The organism is Herpetosiphon llansteffanensis (assembly GCF_003205875.1).
In the GTDB taxonomy this organism is placed as follows: Bacteria; Chloroflexota; Chloroflexia; order Chloroflexales; family Herpetosiphonaceae; genus Herpetosiphon; species Herpetosiphon llansteffanensis.
The window spans coordinates 113,545-133,440 of record NZ_PUBZ01000011.1 but is presented as its reverse complement, the minus strand read 5'-3'; the positions used below and the strand labels follow the sequence as shown (position 1 = coordinate 133,440).

At 49.9% G+C, this 19,896-nt stretch carries 19 protein-coding genes; 3 read left to right on the top strand and 16 right to left on the bottom strand.

All coding sequences use genetic code 11. The features are described from left to right. Window positions 1-43 precede the first annotated feature (43 nt). The 5 genes from C5S61_RS00965 to C5S61_RS00945 all read right to left on the bottom strand — a co-directional run bounded on the left by C5S61_RS00965 (window position 44) and on the right by C5S61_RS00945 (window position 5,460). Window positions 44-859, bottom strand: a complete 816-nt coding sequence (locus C5S61_RS00965) for a hypothetical protein (RefSeq protein ID WP_110513267.1) — start codon at window positions 857-859, stop codon at window positions 44-46. Then, a complete protein-coding gene (locus C5S61_RS00960) occupies window positions 825-1,376 on the bottom strand; it encodes a sigma-70 family RNA polymerase sigma factor (RefSeq protein ID WP_110513266.1) in 552 nt (183 codons plus the stop codon). The genes C5S61_RS00965 and C5S61_RS00960 overlap by 35 nt, the downstream gene beginning before the upstream one ends. A gap of 248 nt (window positions 1,377-1,624) precedes the next feature. Continuing rightward, complete coding sequence (lepA, locus tag C5S61_RS00955; RefSeq protein WP_110513265.1) at window positions 1,625-3,427, bottom strand: translation elongation factor 4; 1,803 nt, start codon at window positions 3,425-3,427, stop codon at window positions 1,625-1,627. 86 nt (window positions 3,428-3,513) lie between these two features. Continuing rightward, window positions 3,514-4,413: an HpcH/HpaI aldolase/citrate lyase family protein gene (locus C5S61_RS00950; protein ID WP_110513264.1), complete on the bottom strand. Its 900-nt coding sequence runs from the start codon at window positions 4,411-4,413 to the stop codon at window positions 3,514-3,516. 90 nt (window positions 4,414-4,503) lie between these two features. After that, complete coding sequence (locus C5S61_RS00945) at window positions 4,504-5,460, bottom strand: ROK family protein (RefSeq protein WP_110513263.1); 957 nt, start codon at window positions 5,458-5,460, stop codon at window positions 4,504-4,506. A 227-nt stretch (window positions 5,461-5,687) separates the two neighbouring features. Between C5S61_RS00945 and C5S61_RS00940 the strand changes: the two genes are divergently transcribed. Further along, window positions 5,688-6,935 (top strand): Stp1/IreP family PP2C-type Ser/Thr phosphatase, encoded by a 1,248-nt coding sequence (locus C5S61_RS00940; RefSeq protein ID WP_110513262.1) that lies wholly within the window; start codon window positions 5,688-5,690, stop codon window positions 6,933-6,935. Window positions 6,936-7,059: 124 nt separating this feature from the next. Here the strand turns inward: C5S61_RS00940 and C5S61_RS00935 are convergent, their stop codons facing one another. Then, window positions 7,060-7,725, bottom strand: a complete 666-nt coding sequence (locus C5S61_RS00935) for a hypothetical protein (protein WP_110513261.1) — start codon at window positions 7,723-7,725, stop codon at window positions 7,060-7,062. A 125-nt stretch (window positions 7,726-7,850) separates the two neighbouring features. Here C5S61_RS00935 and C5S61_RS00930 point away from each other — a divergent pair, with 125 nt between their 5' ends. After that, window positions 7,851-8,057, top strand: coding sequence for a hypothetical protein (locus C5S61_RS00930; RefSeq protein WP_110513260.1), 207 nt, complete (start codon window positions 7,851-7,853; stop codon window positions 8,055-8,057). Window positions 8,058-8,068: 11 nt separating this feature from the next. Beyond that, the gene (locus tag C5S61_RS00925) at window positions 8,069-8,353 is read left to right on the top strand and encodes a hypothetical protein (protein WP_110513259.1); all 285 of its coding nucleotides are present in this window, start codon (window positions 8,069-8,071) and stop codon (window positions 8,351-8,353) included. Window positions 8,354-8,400: 47 nt separating this feature from the next. Here the strand turns inward: C5S61_RS00925 and C5S61_RS00920 are convergent, their stop codons facing one another. From C5S61_RS00920 to C5S61_RS26550, 10 genes are all read right to left on the bottom strand, one after another. Beyond that, on the bottom strand, window positions 8,401-9,504 hold the full coding sequence (locus tag C5S61_RS00920; RefSeq protein ID WP_110513258.1) for an ABC transporter permease: 1,104 nt from the start codon (window positions 9,502-9,504) through the stop codon (window positions 8,401-8,403). Continuing rightward, the gene (locus C5S61_RS00915) at window positions 9,501-10,454 is read right to left on the bottom strand and encodes an ABC transporter ATP-binding protein (protein ID WP_110513257.1); all 954 of its coding nucleotides are present in this window, start codon (window positions 10,452-10,454) and stop codon (window positions 9,501-9,503) included. The genes C5S61_RS00920 and C5S61_RS00915 overlap by 4 nt, the downstream gene beginning before the upstream one ends. Beyond that, entirely contained in the window at window positions 10,451-12,763 is a 2,313-nt protein-coding gene (locus C5S61_RS00910; RefSeq protein ID WP_110513256.1) for a DUF8725 domain-containing protein, read from the bottom strand. Before C5S61_RS00910 ends, C5S61_RS00915 begins: the two co-directional genes overlap by 4 nt. A 134-nt stretch (window positions 12,764-12,897) precedes the next feature. Continuing rightward, window positions 12,898-13,623: a hypothetical protein gene (locus tag C5S61_RS00905; protein WP_110513255.1), complete on the bottom strand. Its 726-nt coding sequence runs from the start codon at window positions 13,621-13,623 to the stop codon at window positions 12,898-12,900. A 36-nt stretch (window positions 13,624-13,659) separates the two neighbouring features. Beyond that, a complete protein-coding gene (locus tag C5S61_RS00900) occupies window positions 13,660-13,863 on the bottom strand; it encodes a hypothetical protein (protein WP_110513254.1) in 204 nt (67 codons plus the stop codon). 9 nt (window positions 13,864-13,872) lie between these two features. Further along, the gene (locus C5S61_RS00895) at window positions 13,873-14,151 is read right to left on the bottom strand and encodes a hypothetical protein (protein ID WP_110513253.1); all 279 of its coding nucleotides are present in this window, start codon (window positions 14,149-14,151) and stop codon (window positions 13,873-13,875) included. A 17-nt stretch (window positions 14,152-14,168) separates the two neighbouring features. Then, the gene (locus tag C5S61_RS00890; protein WP_110513252.1) at window positions 14,169-14,651 is read right to left on the bottom strand and encodes a hypothetical protein; all 483 of its coding nucleotides are present in this window, start codon (window positions 14,649-14,651) and stop codon (window positions 14,169-14,171) included. Window positions 14,652-14,673: 22 nt separating this feature from the next. Continuing rightward, a complete protein-coding gene (locus C5S61_RS00885; protein ID WP_110513251.1) occupies window positions 14,674-15,156 on the bottom strand; it encodes a hypothetical protein in 483 nt (160 codons plus the stop codon). Window positions 15,157-15,177: 21 nt separating this feature from the next. Then, window positions 15,178-16,269 carry a PQQ-dependent sugar dehydrogenase gene (locus C5S61_RS00880; protein WP_110513250.1) on the bottom strand — a complete coding sequence of 364 codons (1,092 nt, stop codon included), beginning with the start codon at window positions 16,267-16,269 and terminating at the stop codon, window positions 15,178-15,180. Between the two features lie 207 nt (window positions 16,270-16,476). Beyond that, window positions 16,477-19,680 carry an ExeM/NucH family extracellular endonuclease gene (locus C5S61_RS26550; protein ID WP_124033358.1) on the bottom strand — a complete coding sequence of 1,068 codons (3,204 nt, stop codon included), beginning with the start codon at window positions 19,678-19,680 and terminating at the stop codon, window positions 16,477-16,479. Window positions 19,681-19,896 lie beyond the last annotated feature (216 nt).

Below are 19,896 nucleotides of genomic sequence, written 5' to 3'. Positions count from 1 at the left end.
AATCAAGCAAGCCCAACCCAAAAATCTGGGTTGGGCTTAGCATTTATCGCAGCGATTCAGCTATGGCTTGCATGGCTGCTAAATCCAAACGATCGCTTTGCAGTTGGAAGGTATTCGCACCTTCGCTCCACACCAATGCATTTGCTGGGAGGATTGTAAAATGACCAGTGCCATCATCAGTTAATAACAACGGTGCTTGCTCAATCCATAGCCCACTAAATCCGCGTACTTGAACCGAGGTGCTAGCGGCTGCGCCAATCGCCAAATCGTAGGGTTCTATATTCGGATCAGGTTGATAGATTTGGCGGATCTCGATGCTGCCAGCATCGTTATTAACCGTATCTTCTGTATTGATGTAATACGTTATGACGGTTGAACCTTTGGGACCAACGTCCAATACGCGGTCAGCAAGCAAATATCCGTCTGGCAATTGATTAGTGAAATAGACATGAGCGCCAATTTGCTTTGAAATGGTTTGTACACTTGAATCAATCTCCGAGAATACCCCAGTTGGGGCAGGTGTTAACTCCAAGCCTGCCAATGGTTGGCCTTGAAGCTCTTGCACGATGCTTGGATCATCGGTGATCTGAATGATGCCAAAGCGTTCAAGTACTGCTGCCAAACTACTCCGAACGGGCGTAAGGGTGAGCAGCGCAAGCAAAACACATGTCACGATCAAGGCAAAACGGAATGAAAGGATTGGTTTAGTCGTTGGATGTTGTTGGAATAAACGTTGGCGAAGCGGCTCATACAATGAACTTTGTGCTGAAGGGTCATTTTCGCTCAGGAGCTTCAGCACAGTTTCTTCCGCAATTAATTCAGCCTCAGTGTGATAGGGTTGGGGTTGTTTTTTCAACATTGGTTACTCCTTGAAACTGGCTGAGTGAACGGCGTAATTTGAGCAGGCTGCGGGCGGCAATTGTGCCAACATTCGATTCGCTCAAGCTGCTAATTTGGGCAATCTGGCGATTATTGAGCCCAGCCACAAACTTCAGTGTGATGATCTCTTGCTCGCGTTGGCTAAGCTCCCGTAGCGCCGCCAATAAAGCTTGCTGTTCGATCTGGGCCAACACAACGGTTTCTGGGTTGTGCTGGGTATGCGCTTCGCGGAAGCTATCGAGCGGCAACCATTGGATTAAGCGTTGGCGACGGATATACGATTGCACGACCCGCCGCGCGATGGTAAACAGCCAAACCACAAATGGCGCTTTAGCTGGTTGATATTGGCCAAAATGGCGCAATGCCCGCTCAAAAATCTGCGCCGTCAGATCATCGGCAACGGCGTTGTTATGCACTCGATAGTAGACATAGTTGTAAATTGGCTTGAAATGGGTTGTATAAAGTTCGTCAAAACTTAACTCCTGCTCATTGGTCATGAGGACACCTCGCGCTAGGTTCGAAGCTCAATGAACGTTCGTAAGTTAATACCAACAGCATGCCAAAGTATCACAGGCACAAAAAAAACTCCACACATTTTGATTAGTGTGAAGTATTTTTGTGCCCTCACCCACAGAACGGGGAAGGAGAGCACGATTACATAGCTAAGGAATTGGCCATAACCATCGAACGAAAAAGCCCCTCTCCCGTCGAACGGGAGAGGGGTTGGGGTGAGGGAATCTCAGTTCTAGCTGTCGAGCTTCAAGACCGCCATAAAGGCATCTTGAGGAATTTCGACGTTGCCAACCATCTTCATGCGCTTCTTGCCTTCTTTTTGCTTTTCTAAGAGCTTGCGTTTGCGGCTGATGTCGCCACCATAACATTTCGACAATACGTCTTTGCGCATTGCACGAATCGTTTCGCGGGCAATCACCCGTGAGCCGACCGCTGCTTGAATTGGCACCTCGAACATTTGGCGTGGAATCAGCTTTTGCAGCTTTTCGACCAATTGGCGGCCTTGGCGATAGGCATTATCGCGGTGGGTGATCATCGAAAGCGCATCGACTGGCGTGCCATTGACCAACACGTCGAGCTTAACCAAATCTGAAGCGCGATAGCTGCTCAGATGATAATCCAGCGAGGCATAGCCTTGGGTGCGCGATTTGAGCGAATCGTAGAAATCGACCACAATTTCGGAAAGCGGAATTTCGTACTTCAGCACAACCCGCTCTTTATCAAGATAATCCATGCTTTGGAACACGCCACGCTTGCCGGTGACCAATTCCATCACCACGCCGATATAGCGGGTTGGCACGATAATGCTAATTGCCATCATTGGCTCTTCGATCTGATCGATCATGCCAACATCGGGCAATTCCGATGGATTATCGATGATCAAAATCTCGCCAGTATTGGTCAAAACTTGATATTCTACGCTTGGCGCGGTGATCAACAAGTCGATGTTATATTCGCGTTCGAGCCGTTCTTGCACAATTTCCATGTGCAGCAAGCCCAAGAAGCCAGCCCGAAAACCAAAGCCCAAAGCGGCAGAGGTTTCTGGCTCGAATGAGAGCGCTGCATCGTTCAGGCGCAATTTATCGAGCGCATCACGCAGCAAGGTGTAATCACCTGAATCGACTGGATACAAGCCAGCAAAGACCATTGGTTTGGCTGGTTCGTAGGGAGCCAAGGTTTCAGTTGCTGCGTTATCAATCAGGGTGATGGTATCGCCGACTTGGCAATCGCGCACCGACTTCAAACCGGTAGCGATGTAGCCGACCTCGCCAGCGCTAAGCGCTTGACCAGCAACCATGCCTGGCCGGAAGAAGCCAATTTCCATGGCTTCGGTCAGCACATCGGTCCCCATCAGGCGCAATTTATCGCCAGTGCGAATTGTGCCATCGACGACCCGAATATAGGCAATTACCCCTTTGTAGGCGTTGTATTGCGAATCGAAAATCAAGGCGCGGGCTGGGGCTTCGTTTTTGCCTCTTGGTGGTGGGATGCGGGCGACAATTGCTTCGAGAATTTCGGGCACGCCGGTGCCTTCCTTGCCAGAAGCCAAAATAATTTCTTCGCGTGGCAAGCCCAGCACATGCTCGACTTCCTCGGAAACGCGCTCAACCTCGGCTCCAGGCAAATCGATTTTATTCAAGATTGGAATAATTTCGAGATTGTTTTCGAGCGCTAGATAAACGTTGGCCAAGGTTTGGGCTTCGATGCCTTGCGAAGCATCAACGATCAACAATGCGCCTTCACAGGCTTGCAACGAGCGTGAAACTTCGTAGCTAAAGTCAACGTGACCAGGGCAGTCGATCATATGCAAGGCATATTGTTGACCATCCTTGGCAGTATATTCTAGCCGGACGGGGTGCATCTTGATTGTGATGCCCTTTTCGCGTTCCAAATCCATGGCATCAAGGGTTTGGGCACGCATCTCGCGTGATGAAAGGGTTTGGGTCACTTCCAACAGGCGATCCGAGAGGGTAGTTTTGCCATGATCGACGTGGGCGATAATGCTAAAGTTGCGAATGTGCGTCTGTTCAGCCATTGTGTTTTTTATGTCCTATGTGTGAGGGCTTGCAATGTCAGTCTGCTCACAGTATATCATGAGGCACGAAATTGGGCGGTTATTGCTCAATTTTCAATTAAGCCTGCGCGTTTGGCGAGGGCTACCTTTTTGGCATGCACCCGCAAACTTGCTGCATCGATCATCTGATCATCAATTGCGATTGCGCCCAAACCTGCATCTTGATCGGCGGCGGCATAGGCGTTAATTAAACGTTGGGCCTCGGCGATCTCGGCGGCAGTTGGTAAAAAGGCTTGGTTGATGATTGGCACTTGGGCTGGATGAATTGCCCATTTGCCATCGAAACCCATCGCAGCGGCCCGCTCAGCATCGCGTTGGCAGGCCTCGGGATCGCGGAAGGCAAAAGTTACATTATCAATCGCCGCAAGCCCTGCTGCTTTGGCGGCAACCAGCATTTTGTGCTTGGGATAGGCAAACATGCCCCATTGATCGTCAGCAGAACGTGCGCCCAAATCGCCAGCATAATCAGCCAAGCCAAAAATCAGGCTCTCCAACCGCGGCGAGGCATTGGCAATCTGCTCAACTGCTTGCAATGCCCGTGTGCCTTCAATTAATACTTCGAGCTTAATCGAACCAACAGTGAGGCCAATATTGGCTTCGATTTGGCTTAGCAAACGATCAACAAAGCGCACATCATCAGCAGTTTCGATTTTCGGAATCACCAGCACGTCGATTTTAGCGCCAGCAGCCTCGACAATTTCGACCACATCGCGATAGTGATAATGAGTTTGGACGGCGTTTGGCCGCACCGCCACCAGCTTTTGGCCAAAATCAAGCGTTTGCAAGGCCTGAATGACCGTAGCACGAGCAGCAATTTTTTGCGAGACGGCGCAGGCATCTTCTAAATCAATAATCACCTCATCGGCCTCAGAAACAGCTGCTTTGCTAATCATGGCGAGGCTATGCGCGGGGCAGGTCATTTCACTGCGGCGAATCCTGAGCGACATGCTGAAATCCTTTGTGCTAAAAACGCCAAGCCGCCAAGACCCAAAGACGCGTTGGCGAGATGCTTTGGAACCGAGCGGCTTGCCAGAGAACTAGGCGAATTCGACTGAGCTAAATGCATAGGCGGCTGCGCCGAGCACGCCAAGGTTATCGCCCATTTTGGTTTGATGAATTGGCACATTGCGATAGCCAGGCAAAGCGCGTTTGGTAATTTCGGCCCGCGCTGGGTTGAGCAAGCGATCGCCTAAGTTGGAGACCCCGCCGCCCACAAAAATTGCCTCAGGGCTGAACATATGCAAGAGGTTGACAAAAGCGATGCCCGACCAAAAACCAGCGTTTTCGATCAAGCGAATGGCCAATTCGTCGCCTTGTTGGGCCGCGAGATCCAAATGATGAGTTGTCACTGCATCTGGGGTTGTTAATTGATTGAGCACTGTTTCCGTGCCAGCGCGCATCGCTTCGGCGGCGTGGTAGGCCAAAAACGTGCCCGATGCCAAGGCTTCCCACGAGCCTGCGGGCGTGGGTGTGGCTGGAGCAAAGCCGTGAGGGTCGAGCACCATGTGGCCAACTTCGGCAGCAAAGCCATTGTAGCCGAGCAATAAACGGCCATCGCAAATAACGCCGCCGCCAACCCCTGTGCTAATTGTGACATAGATCATATTTTGCATGCCACGCCCGCCGCCGAACAACCATTCGCCAACGGCTGCCAGGTTGGCATCGTTGCCCAGCACAACGGGGAAGGGCACATTGGCGGCGATTCGTTCGCGGAGCGGAAAGTTCTCCCAGCCTGGCAAATTGGGCATGGTAATCACCGTGCCCGTAAAAGGATTAAGCGGGCCTGGGGCGGCGATGCCAACGCCGACAATTGTTTCACCATTCGCCGCAGCGATCATGGTGTTAATTAATTGAGTAATCCGACCAACCACTGCTTCGGCACCTTCGTGGGCTTCAGTCCGAATCCGTTCATGGGCAAGAATTTCACCTTCTCGGTCTACTAAGGCAGCCCGTAAATGGGTACCACCGAGATCAATCCCGATTGCAAATGCCATACAAAAAACCAATACCTTTCATGCGGATCTTTAATTGCGCAATTATAGCACAGGGCTTTTTGGGCTTTCTGCCTATAGACATTCACCAAGATGATCAATACAATAACAAAAATAGCTCAAAATGTATTTTACGCCGTGAATCAATTGTTGCCGCATAGTACGGCCTATGCTATACTCGCGCCGATACACTCACGATGTAAATCGTCCCGGGATTGACAGGAGTATCGATGAAGCTACGCCACAGCGCACAAACCGACATTGGGCGTTCACGCGAAGTTAACCAAGATGCCTATGGCGTGGGCGACCCGCTACCAAACGGAATTCAACTGTATGTTGTTTGCGATGGCATGGGCGGTCATTTAGCTGGCGAAGTCGCCAGTCAGACGGCTGTGCAAACCATGCTCGAAACATTTCCGAACGTTGTTCAAACCGATATTCCCAAAGCCCTCACTACGGCGATCGTGAGTGCTAATCAGGCTGTGTTTGATCGTGGCCGTGGCAATATGGGAACCACTTCGGTGGCCTTGCTAATCTTCAAAAACGTGGCGTTTCTAGCCAATGTTGGCGATAGTCGAGCCTATTTGATTCGCAATAACTCGATGCGCCAAGTAACGGTTGATCACTCATTTGTTGAAGAGCAAGTTCGCGCAGGGTTAATGACCCGCGAACAAGCGTCACAGTCGAAGATCAAAAACATCATCACCCGCGCCGTTGGGCATCAACGCGAGGTTCAGGTTGATGTGTTTCGCGAGCCTGTTCAGGTTGGCGATCGCTTTTTGATCTCGTCAGACGGCTTGCATGGCTTCGTTGATGAAGCAACCATTTTACGCACGATCAATACGCTGCCATTCGATCAGATTGTGCCAAAGCTGATCGATCTAGCCAATGGGGTTGGTGGTTACGATAATATCACTGCCTTGTTGGTCGAAGTTGATGAGCTTGATGAGCTTGAAGCTAATGATCCATTGTTGGAAACATTATTAAACCAGCCATTGACTACGCCAGCCCGCAGTGCCGACCCAATTACCGAGGAATTTGAGTTGCCTGCTGGCCCAACTGGCACCAAGCCCATGGCGGTAGTTGGCATGCACGACGACGAAACCCAACAGCATGTGCCATTGACTGCTTCAGGTCGTTTGACTCCAGCGATGGCCGAAGCTCATGCCAAACCTGCTGCGTCTGCGCCTCGCCCTGCTGCCAAGGCCGAAGGCGGTGGTTTATCTGGCTGGGGTATTTTAGGCTCGTTGGTCGTGTTGGCGGCGCTCTTAGGGGTATTGTATTTCTTCAAGTTGCCCCCGATGAGCTTCTTGTTTCCTGATACGACGGCAACGCCAAGCCAAAATATTGTGGCCGTGCCATCGTTGATGCCAACAACCCAGCCAACCACAACCTTAGCTCCTATGACTGCTGCACCGTTGGCGACTGCAACCACTGGCATTACGCCAACCTTGCAACAACCAACTGCAACCCCCTAACTTGGTCTTTTCTTCCAATGCAACAACCCCGTGCTGATTGGCGCGGGGTTGTTGTTTAACCTTGTTTCTGATTGCTGGCACGCATCATAGTCAAACTAAAATCTAACGCAATCGAAAAACAAGCTTATAGCGGAGGCCGTCGTTGGCTCAACACGCCCAATGTCAAGGCCGTAATCAGCCCATACACCGCCCATTGTGCCCCACGCCCAAGGTAATATTCGAGGGCATAGCTTCCAGTAACATGGCCAGTTTTACACCCAAATAATCCATCAGCGTTGCCACAGGCAAATTGAATAAAGAGCCTTTGAGCTATGCCAAATGCAATGCTGCTGGCAGGGATCAATACCCACGCTTTTTCGATGATTTGTTTTATTGCTCGATACAAGCCCCATCCCAATAACAACCCTCCAACTGCTCCTAAAAGTCCTGTTTGATACAATGAATCGTATACTTCCGCATACCTATCAATTGACATACTTGTGATACCAAGACCAAGTACATGATAACGATAGGGTTTGAGTATAGGAAGAACAATAACCCATAATGACACAATTGTGAGCGGGAGCAAAAAGAAGATACTCCAAATATCAATAATCCAGTAGAGCCATTGTTCGAGTAGTGGGTCATCAACAATTCCATCAACAAACATCCAGAAGTAGTCAATTGGAAATGGCAGAACTATTTCCGCCAACCAGCCGCCAAGCCATGTCGCCAGAAACCAGCCCACCCAGCCATAGCGTAAGAATGGCGCATTCACCGCTGCAACCCGATAGGTTGGTGTTGTTTGCATCAATCATACTCCTGCTCAAACGTTCTGATAGCGGTATCGTTGAAGCCGCGTGGGTGATATTGCAGATTTGGAGCAAGTTTGTTGCATAATTCAAGCAGCAGAATGCTGTTTGATCGGGAGCGACGATGAGTTTAGATCTTGAAATTATTCCAGGAATGCGTGAAATTCCAAGTCCTGCTAGAATTTTGCAGCGCTGGCGGCAGTTGCTTGAACCTGAACAACAGACCATTCTTGGTTCTATGTCACATGTGCAAACCCAGCAGCAACCATGGCCAGCTACTGAACCACTACGTCAGCAACAACGTTTCAATTGCAAACGGCTCAACCCTTAACCATCTCTTTGGTGGTTAAACCAGCGGAAGAACCTGAAGATTATGCCGATTACATCGCTGATCTTGGGCGTAATCTCGATGCTTCGCAACGGCAGCAGCTTGCAGATCAATGGACTGCGATTGGATTAAGTTATAGTTTAGAGAGTTATGCTGGTCGTTCATCGTATGAATTGGCCCTATTTTGGCGGTTGGCTGTAGCAATTGCGCTTGAAGTTGAGGGCTGGTTGATTGTGAGCGTTAATCAAGCCTTTGAGTTGCCAATTGGTATTTATGCAGCGCAACAAGTAGCGGTCTAAATGCAAAAGCGCCATCGATTGATCAATCGATGGCGCTTGAACATGACCTAGCGGAACCACCAGCCGATCCAAAAGCCCAAACCAAGCAAGCTTAGCGATGTCACTGAAAGCATTGCTGCATCGCCCCATGTAGGCCACCAGCGGCGGCGTGGTTTGACGGCATGCAGCGCCATCCAAAAGAAGGCCAGACATGCCATAATCAAAATGATGATGGTGATGCGCCAAACCGAACGTGGCTCGGCAATAATTGGCATGCCATCAGGCCCAAATTGATCGGTTGCTGGGTAAATGCCAATTGAAAAGGTCTGCCAACCTGGAAAATTGAGGCCCGTATTGCTGAAGGGATTGCTGCCTGGCCACCAACCAGGCCCACCACCAGCTGCCATTGGGACTGCTTCGAATGCGCGCATCGTGGTAATGCCGCCGCCGCTACTTGGCCCTGATAAGGTGCCAAGGCTCGAAGCCAAGGCGCTAATTGGGTTGGGCGCTAATAAACCAGTTGGCACTGGCTCGGTGGTGCGCTTCGTCCAGATTTCGGCTCCAGACAAAAATCCCCCAAGTACCAAGCCAATAATCACATAGCTGACGACCGCAGCCCGTCCAGTTTTGCCGGTCATGGCCGAGGCCCAAATGCCAAGCATGGCGCTGGTAATGGCGCTCAGCCCAATAATCACTGCTGCTTGGATGACATGGCGCAGCGTGATGCCACCAAATAAAAAGACAATGCTACCAAGCGGAATTGCTGCCAAAAGCAACAGCGCAATATACGATAGCGCTGAAATCAATTTGCCCCATAACAAGCGATGCGATGGCAAATTAGTGGCGATCAACATTTCGTAGGTTAGGCGTTCGCGCTCGCTGCTAATTGCCCCAACCGTTACTGCTGGCGCAATTAAAATCACCAAAAACAGCAACATAAAAGCTAAACCTGCAAACAGGGTTTGGCCAACTTGCGCGCTAAAAATCGGTGCGCCGTTGTTTTGGCCGCTGGTTGCGCGCAGAAACAAGCCATAGCCAACCAAGCCTAAGCCCAGCAAAAAGCCAGTGAGCAAGATAAAGGCTCGGCCACCACGCATGCGCGAACGCAGCTCTTTGACCACAATTGGGTTTGGTTGCAAGCTCCAACGCCTGCTCGCCGCACGATTGCTCATCGCTGTTCCTCCGTAACATGGTCATTAACAAGCTGCAAAAAGAGCCGTTCGAGCGAATCGTCTTCGCGATGGAAATCGGCAATCGGCAGCTCGGCGCGCGCTAAATTGAGCAGCAACTGTGATGCTTGCTGCTCATTGCCATCAAATTCTACTTCGATCAAGTTCGGCGTTTCTTCTGCTGGCTCAAGGACGCGCAACACGCCAGCTTGAGCGCCAATCAGGCGCATCGCCCGTTCTAAATCGTCAAGCACTTTGATTTGGAGTGCTGGTCGGCTACGTTGGCGCAAGGTTTCAAGCGAGCCTTGGGCTAGCAATTGGCCACGCGCCATAATTCCGAAATTGGTACAAATATCTTCTAGCTCATTCAAAATGTGCGAGCTTAGAATAATCGTCTTGCCCATATCGCGCAGGGTGCGCAGCAACTCGCGTAATTCGACTCGCGCTTGGGGATCGAGGCCGCTGGCTGGCTCGTCGAGCAACAAAATTTTGGGGTCGTGCACCAGCGCATGAGCCAAGCACAAACGCTGTTGCATCCCACGGCTTAGGTGTTGCACAAAAGCATTGCGCTTTTCGCTCAGATCAACCAAATCGAGCAGGCCATCGACGGTGCTTTTGCGTTTGGCTGGCTCAATTCCATGGCAGCGCGCATAGAAATCGAGATATTCCCAAACCCGCAGATCGTCGTAAACCCCAAAGAAATCGGGCATATAGCCAACGATTGCCGCTGCTGTGCTGGTTTTTTGAATCAGCTGGCTATGCAAAAAGACTTGACCACTGCTTGGCTCAAGCAAGCCAGCTAGCATGCGCAAGGTTGTGGTTTTGCCTGCGCCGTTTGGGCCGAGAAAGCCAAAAATACTGCCAGGCGCGATAGTTAAGTTAAGCTTATTGACAGCAGTATATTTGCCATAGCGGCGGATTAAATCAACAGTCTGAATCGCTAATTCGCTCATTTGACCACTCCCGTAAGCACTGGCCCAATCGAGAAACAGCCCCACAGCCCAGCAGTGGTGTCGATCGATGGATCGATGGTGTAGCGCATGCGCAAGCTGCCTTGTTGTAAATAGGCACTTGGGTTGGTGCTGAGGTCAAGCGCGCCATTTTTGAAGCTTAGGACATCCCATTGCCCATTAACCCAATTATAAAGTTCGTAGTTGACTTTGTTGGCTGCGACCATTCCGCCATCGATCGTTGGCAAAAAGCGGAGCGATTGGGCTTCGATTGAACTAAAACTGGCTGGCAAATCAAGTTGAATGATGCCAGTTTTTTGCGAAATGCTTGTGCCTGAGCCACGGGCACTGGTGGTACACGCCGAACCCATGCCCATATTGGGATCTTCTTCCATAATATAGCTGAACCAATTGTTGTTGAGTTCTACTACATTTTGGCTATAGCTTAATTGAGGGTATTGCACTAATAGGCTGCGTTGGGTTGCTGCAAAGCGTTTTTCAGGCAAATCAATCACCGATTGATTGAAATCGACGAACGCTACAAACACGGCGTTGCGATCAACTGAGCTATAGATGTTGGGCAGCGCAATATCAAGTGCTTGGGTTTTGGCCAACAGGTCGCGCGGTGGGCCAGATGGCGTTTGATAGCCAGCATCAAGCTCTTTTTGAAACAGCAAATAGCTTGCGCCCGACATCGAAGGATTATTGTTAATTTGCAATTCAATTGATTTTTCAGCGCCTGGCTCAATCGTGCCAAACTTTTGCGCATTGCCTAACATAATAAATGCTGCTTCGTTGAGCGTATATTTGCTGGTATTGCGCACTGTGCCAATAATTTTCTTTTCTTGCATGCTGATTTCAATTTGCACATGTGGCGCATCGCTGATGCTCTGCTCATAGGCAAACATTTCCATCGACCATTGATTGATCGTCAAGTTGCGAATATCGCCTGGTTGATGGCTATAGAGCGCCCGTGTTGCATTGACCCCGCCATTATTGCCGCCCATATTCGGGTTGACCAACAATGGCCGTGGATAGGCACCGTTTTTGATTGTTACTTGATATTCATCGCGCACAGGCGAGAAAATTCCTGCATAGCCAATGATCGTCGCATTGGCATCAGCATCGGGGTAGATTAAGGCCACATCATGGACCAAAATATCAGTGCCCCGTTGTTTTGAGCCAATTCCATAGGCCAAGATGGCAAAAATCAAGGTTAATGTGGGAATTGTCAGCCATGCTAAAGCCATGCGATCAAGCCGCCGTAGCACGAGGTAGGTCACTGGCCCAGCCAACACAATGTAAATCCCTAACAGAATTAACAAGGTTTTGAGTGGTGGCAGGTCAAGCGCTGGTAAGTTGTTGAGCAAGGCTGGCGCATTACTATCACGAATCGAGTTTTCGCTGCTGCCCATTCCCATCCAGCCAGTATTTTGCTGTTGCGGGAAGAGCGAAACCAGCATATTTTCGTAGCCACGCCACGCGATGATTTCTGGCTGATCCAGATTAAATGCGCTCGCGATGACAAAGCCTTTGCCAACTGGGCGTTTAACAAAAATCGGCGTTTGATCTTGCTTCAAGCTGGCAGCCGATTGATTATTTGGCTGAAGCAAGGCAATATTCAAGCTGGCTTCGTTGAACGGCTGGAGAAATACTTGGCTCAAGGTTGTGGTGGCAATCGCTTGCTCGCCAGCAACTTGGGCTGGTTGGAGGTCGGCTGGCAAATCTTCAAGCAGATTTGGCTCAACCAACAACATCCCGCCATTGTTGACCCATTGTTTGATTGCTTGCTGTTGCTCTGGCGTTAGCTCGCCCCACGCTCGCTGATTGAGCGCGATGCCATTGAGCATATCGAGGCCAATCGACGAGTTCGGCAATTGCTTGCTATCAGTCGCAACCAACACCACCTTGGTCAGTTGCGGCAATGGTTGCTCCAACAAGGTTGCCATCATCGGGCGATCGGTTGAGCGTAACTGAAGCGTGGCGGTTTCGCGTTTTTCGCCATTTAAATACAGCGCCATTGGTACGCGAAACGCTTGATCAAACTGACCATACATCAAGGTTTCTTTTTGACTGCCGCCGGGCACATCAAGCTCAACATTGTAGTTGCCAACGTGAATTTCAACCTTGCGATCAACGCCAGTATTGCTCACCTTGACCCGCAAGGCCATCCACTCGCCAGGGCGATAGGTGGTGCCAAATACTGGCTCAACTTGCCAAACTAGCCCATTATTTCCTTGCTCTTGGCCCGATGCTGCACTGATCGGTAGGGCTATCAGCAGCAGCAGCCAACACCAGCGTATCCAGCGCATACCCATTACTCCACACACTAAAATCGATTCGGCTGTCTTATCATAACGGATACGAGGCCAATTGTGTTCCCTTTTTCAACGAACTCTCAGCATTTTCAGCAACATATCAGTTTTGCCCGCACACTGCCCACATTTTAGGTTGCAAGGATCTTAACCAGCTGGCCAAAAATGAGCAGGTAATGCTGATTATGCTGGCTCACCATGGCAGCCCATTCATGAATCTTGTGTTGTTGGTCTGTCCAGTAGGCCGTAATCGTCAGACCTTCTGCTTGCTGAGCAGTTGGGGTTGGCTCAAGCATCAGTTGTTGATCAAGCAGTGCTTGCAGCAGCTGTTTAATCGAAGGCTGATTGGTTGGCTCTTCTGCAAGAATTGCCTGTTGAATGGCTTTAATCGAGGTTTTTGGCCACGGAGTTGGTGAAGTTGGCGCAAATTGGCTTGTCTGCAACCACAGCAATTGCAGATCTGCATTGGTTGCCAGCGGGATGCTTGCAACGCTACGAACATTCATTCCTGCTGCTTGCCAAACAGCATCCCAGTTCTGTTGGGGAATCAGCAACCCTTGCCCAAACTGGGCGTGATATGCCCAAACATTGTCAAGCTCAGAAGGGTGATCGATCATAGGCACAAAAACCAGCCATTCTGCAAACCGCCTGAGGCGATAGGGCAGAATCAGGTTGTCATGGCCAAAATTAAAATCTAAGCAAAATTCAGTTTGATCGTCATTAAATACGCTACTATGATAGATTGAGCCGCTATACAGCACGATTTGCTGCTGTGGCGTTTGATAGCGTAGACTAAGCCAAGGCTCATACTGGTCTGGTTCAATTGATACTACGAGTGAATTATTAAGCGCAATCATGATCAAATAACCTCCTGCTCCATGCTAAAAATGGCATTAGCTAGCAAAGCTAAGCATTACCTGAATAACCAGAAAAAGCATGAGATTGCTGCCAAATCCAAGCACGATCGGTTGATACCAATGGCTTTGGGCTGGCTCGACCTGAAGTTGCTGATTTGGATCAACTCCGATGGTTTGGGCATAGCCTTGTTTGAGCCAATAGTTCAAGGCCAGCGTATCGTGAACGCAGATTGCTACCAACAGAATCAGTTAATAGGCAGGTACAAATCCAATTTGCTCGCTTAACATAGCTGGTGCAAGAAAATAAATTCCGCTCATAACAAGCATGCTCACACTGGCACCAGACATGAAAAGCATAAAACTTTTAAGTATGGGCGCACGCCGCTGAATCCATTGGCTGCGGGGGAAAACCCAAGCCTTAACCACGATAACGAGTGCTATGGTTAGCCAAAAACCGATAAACCAATAGAGCCAGCCAAATGATTGAGGCCATCCACCATAGCCACAGGCAAGGATAAGTTGTTGCATAACTGCCTCTTTAAGCTCTAATCAAACATCAGCAAAAATAAAACCAGAACGCTCCAAATGAGGGTATTTGATGTGAGTGCTACAACCCACGGCGGCAGATAGGTGCGATGTGCTGGCTCAACCTGTAGTTTTTGACCGTCGTCTAGCCTAATCGCTTGGAATTTGGTTTGGATTGACCAACGTTTGATGAAAAATGTATCGACGATGCAAAAAAGCACCCAAATAATGATCTGATAGGAAAATAAAAATCCAATTTTTGTCATAAATATAACATTTGGCAAAACTGTCGCAGCTAGAATAACCAAACCAATCACAAACCCTTCAATAAATGTCAAGCTCAAACTATCGATCATTAATGAACGACGTTTTGAACGATGGGTTTTTGCAAGCAAGAAATATTTAATTGTAATATTACCGATAAATAGAAGGATTGCTGCCGAAAAAAGGATGATTATTGGGCCTAATGGATTTACCCCACAGGCAAGAATTATTTGTTGCATAGGTTCTCCATCATCTCAATTATTAACGAGCCAAGAAAGACATGAGAAATGATAAAAGGAATGTGCCAATGATTGCCGCAATCAGCGCAAAGCCATTAATCATGATCACTATTTTGCTGAGCGCTTGATAGAGCATTGGCTGGTGATCAAGCACCTTAAGCTGGCCTAGCGAATCATGATTAATGGCTTTGGCCTTGCGTTGGTGCATAATCCATTTCAAGTTGACATAATCCACTCCAATCAGGCTGACGAAGCTAAGATAGATTCCGTTTGGGGATTGAACAATTAAGAAGCTGATGCCTATCACCAGCAGATTGCCAAGCGTTAAGCGGAGGCTATCGCGCCAAGCGGAGCGATCGGCAAACCAATCGTAGAATATTAATCCCATGGCTTTGGCCCAAATAGTTGTCGCAACAAGCGTTGCTCCCCATAACCAAGCAGTGGTTGGCTGGATTGCGAAGGCCCAGATGGTAACGCCACATGCAATGCTGATCAATTGAGTCATATTCGGCAACTTTCTCTGCGTTTAGGGTTGGGCTGCAATCATAACGATCATGCCACGGTCATAATCTGCCACTAGTAGCTGACCTTGTGGGCTAATAACCAAGCCAACTGGGCGCGCAAAGCCACTGGCAAATGGCACAATGCTCTGGTCTTCTGCGTTCATGCGCACAATGCTATGGCCGCGCAATTCTTGGCTATACCACGAACCTGATAAGCTAATAAACCCATCGCCATGATACGTGGCAGGAAACGCTGTGCCCTGATAGAACACAATTCCGGTCGCGCCGCTATGTGCTGGCAAAAGCGCTACTGGCTCGCTGGTGGTTGCACACGTTGCTTGATCGCCGCCGCCATCAGCATCTGGCTGGCGCTGGCCCCAACATGCAGGCCAACCATAATTGGCCCCAGCCTCAATCCGATTAACTTCATCTGGCGGCAGATCGTCGCCTAAACCTTCGCGTCCGTTGTCGGTGGCATATAACTGCTGTTTGGCATCGAACGCCAACCCAAATGGCATACGTAATCCAGTCGCATAGACGCTCGATTCGCTGCCATCGGCCCGAAAGCGCCGAATATAGCCCTCTTGGATCCCGGCAGTTGTGCTGTGATCTGCCTGAGTGCCAATTCCAAGGTAGAGCCAGCCTTGTGCATCGGAGACAAGGGTTGCTGCTTCAATCTGATCAGGCAGATCGCTTAATAAAATCGTTTGCTGATCGACGCTGCCATCGCCGTTACGATCATCCAAGCGCTGAATTTGGCCTTGCTCAACCACATACAACGCTTGCTCAAACCAGTGCAAACTGAGTGGTTTGTTGAAGCCTGTAGCATATTCGCGTGGCGGATTATCACCCTCTTTGATCAGCACGCTGCCTGATCGTTGAGCAATATACAAACGCCCTTGCGGATCAAAGGCTAGTCCAGTTGGCTGATCGAGGCCCGTAATCAGTGGACTAATCGTAAAGCCTGCTTCGATTTGCAATTCGGCTGGTGGGCTAGTTGGTGGATTATCCGAGGAATAATTGCCTGGAATGGCGCATGCTGCCAAGCCCAAGCCTAAACAGAAGGTCAAACTCAATCGTTTGAGCTGTTGATAGGTATGCCAAAAAACAAGCATCTCTCGCTCCCAATGTGGTTGAATGTGGTGCTGTTAGCTTACAAGGTTGGTTTGACTGATGCAAGCCCTCATTTGGCTTCTCCTCCAAGCTGCTTCAATCGAGTTTATGATAAAAACTACCTTCTGGTTGGCTAGCGGCTTTGGGCTGATTAACCAAAAAAGCGCCCAACACCGCAATTGGTGCTGGGCGCTTCGTCTCAGGCCAAATTAGTTTTTGTTAACGAATGGCAAGTAGACGGTGAAGCTTGGGTTTGATGTAGCGGTAATCGTCACATCATCGGCAGTCAAATCAATATCGCTATTGAGCACAGCAGTATTGCTGACCGTGCCAACGAACGCGCCAACACTGCGGACTGCGATCGTGTAGGTTTTGATCGAGTTTGGTTCCAGGCTGCTGTTGGTGCTGACGGTTTGACCACTGGTAGTCAAACCAGCGCTGACGCTCACAATTTGCAAATTGCTATTGATCACGTCGCTCAAGCTGAAGCTACCTTCAGCCGCGCCAGTGTTGCGAATCGTCAAGGTGTAGGTGAAGACTTCGCCTTGTTCGACGCTGGTATCGCTGACGGTCTTGGTTGAAGTGCCGAAGTTGGCACTTGGAGCAGCACCCAAGTTCAAGCCAACCACGATTGGGTCGTGGTCTGACGCGCGGTAAGCGTTGTTGCTATACAAGCTGACGATTTGGCCAGGGCTCTTGAAGTTGGTGTTGTAATCCAAGGCAATGGGTTCGTCGGCGTTGATGTGCAACTCTTGCACATCGGCAACTTGGCCGAACAACGAATTGCTTGCTAAGGCATGGTCGAGCGAGCCAGTTTGGCCGTCGAAAATGTATGAGTAGGCTTCGTCGCCAAGCAAGGCTTTTGGTACGTTGACAAAGCCAGCGTTGCGGATAACGGTAATTGGATCTTCCATGGCGTATGAGTTCAAGTCGCCAATGATCAAATAATCGCTATCATCAACGTTGGTTGGGTCGGTATTCAACCAGTTGACCAACTCTTGAGCGGCGGTTTTGCGGGTCAGATTACAGTTGCCTTGGCCATCGCCCAAATCTGGGTCGCTTGGCACTGGGCTAATGTTATCGGCACATGCGCTACCCTTCGACTTCAAGTGGTTGACGACAACGGTGAAGGTTTCGCCGCTGCTGGTTTCGGTGAATGATTGGGTCAACGCTGGGCGGTTGCGGCCTGTTGGGCCACTGCCAGTGTTGAAGGTGCCAAATGCACCAGTGTTGAGCACGGCGGTTGTGCCAGTCAAGCTAACTTTGCCAGGTTTGTAGAGCAATGCAACCTTGATTGCATCGGTGCCCAATGGATTGGTTTGGCCAGTCAAGGCATCGACATTAACTAAGGCGTAGGTGTTTGCACCGGCTACAGCATTCAAGCCATTAACCAAATCTTGGATGGCGCTGCTGCTGCCGAAGCCGTCGTTTTCAATTTCCATCAAGCCAATGACATCTGCTTGGGTCATGATGATCGCGGCAATCGTTTTGTCTCGTTGGCGTGTGAATTCGGCGGCGTTTTCGGCCCCACGGCAATCGGTAGCAGCGCCATCAACCCCGCCAGTACAAGCGTTCGTGCCAAAGGTGTTGAAGTAGTTCAACACGTTAACCCCAGCCACGCGCAACGAGCCATCAAGCGGAAGCGAGGTTGGGCGTGGGTTTTCGGCCACGAAATTAGGTGATTGGCTGACCCGCACGCGATAGCTGTTGGGGCTTGCAGTTGCGCCACCCCATGTGTAGGTCATCACGCCTTGCAAACCGGTGATGCTATCGCCAGCGCGCAAGGTGTTGGCGGCGCTCAAGCCTGTGCCACCACGACCAAACAGAATTGGATCAACATTTTGGCCATTATTTGGATCATCAAGGATGATTTTGTGCAAGTTGTTTTCAGCTTGCAAGGCCAAGGCTGGCGCGCCTGGTGAAACCACGTTGGTTGGTTGCATCAAGCGTTCGTTGAGCGACAAGGTTACTTGGCCGAAGCGGGCCAACAAGTAGTGCTCTGAAACAACCAATTTTTGGTTGAATTGCACCAGCATGCCTTCGTAGCGCTCGGCTTCGGTTGCTGAAGCGAATGGCAAGGTCACTTGAGCTGGGGTGACGACGTTGGTTGTGCCACAAAGCTCAACCGTCAGCGTGCCGCTCAATTGGGTTTGGCCTTGGTTTTCGCCAGCAGTACCCGTAACGCGCACGACTTGACCCACAGCAACTTGGTCAGCGCCACCATTGAACACGAAAATACCATCCGAGGTGGCTGGGTTGCTATCGCCAGCATCTTGCAGGTAGAAACCACGCAAGGCTGGTTGAGCACCTTCATAATCGGCAACCACCGTCCCTTGAACGGTTACAACTGAACCATTCGAAGGGCTGGTTTCGCCAGTGCCTTGCACTTGGCCGATTGGCGTAACCGTGCCGCCGACACAAGCAACGCCGCTGGCAGTGTTGAAGCTGAAGCTGTAGTTTTGCGCCAATTGATCTGGCGTGCCATCGCGATCAGTTACTTGGCTGGCAACAACCGTCACCGTACAAGCGTCGCTAGCACCAAAATCGCTGCTTGGATCAAGCACGTAGCTGGTTGGGCCACCAGTAACGGTAGCGGTGCGCGTGCCACTGGTACAGCTGATGGTGTACCAGCTGCCAGTTGTGGTAACTGGTTCGCTGAAGGTAATCGTAACGTTGGCGTTCAAGGCAACATTGTTGGCAGCGTTGGCTGGCACAGTGCTGGCAACGGTTGGTGCGTTATCAACAGGTGAGCCACCACAGGTTGCCGCTGGGCTGCTGCTATTGCGTGGGGTAGGAGCTAATTTGCTAAAGTCATTAGCGTTATTGTCGGTATCAACACAGCTATTGCGAACAGCTGCACTGTTATTATCTAATGTAGGAGCAGCCGCACTTCCTTCAAAGAAATTGGCAGTGCCATAGCCAACCAGATCAATAATTTTAGCTAGGTCGGCTGGGCTACAAGCAGCAGAACCACCATTACAGGCCAAAGCAGTAGCACTATTTGCCAAAATGACCTTACCAGCTGAGCCACTCAAGTTGAGCGTTCCGGTTGCATCAGGGGTTGGCAATGGGGTGGTTGTGCCATTTGATGCCAATTGCACCAAGTAGTATTTACCTGGTTGAATTGTGGCGGTTGGTAAAGCGAAAGCAGCGAAATTTCCAGTGCCCGTTGCGCTTGCGTATTGGACTGATAAGCCATTTGTGGAAACAGGGCTGGTGCTAATATTCAGAATTTCCACAAAGTCATTGCTATAAGGAGTACCAGCGCTACCACCGCCACCATATACTTGACTGATAACCAGCGAGGTTGAGACAGCACTGGTAGGCTTGGTGTAGGTCGCGGACAACGAAGTACCAATCAACGTGAACAGCATCGTTAACGCTGTTAGGAGTCGTAAACCCTTAAATTGCACAGAATCCTCCACGATTCATGTAGAAATGCCGTTCACACCAACTGTGACGGCTAAACCAAAGCGGAACCTTCAGTTCTGGAATGTCATGCTGCATAAAGAAGATAAACCGCATGTCAATGCTGCTTTAACTGATGGTTAAATCTCGTAGAGACTGACTATACCATAGACATAATCAATGGGCAACTAAGTATAATTTCTTAACCAATCTTCATTGCA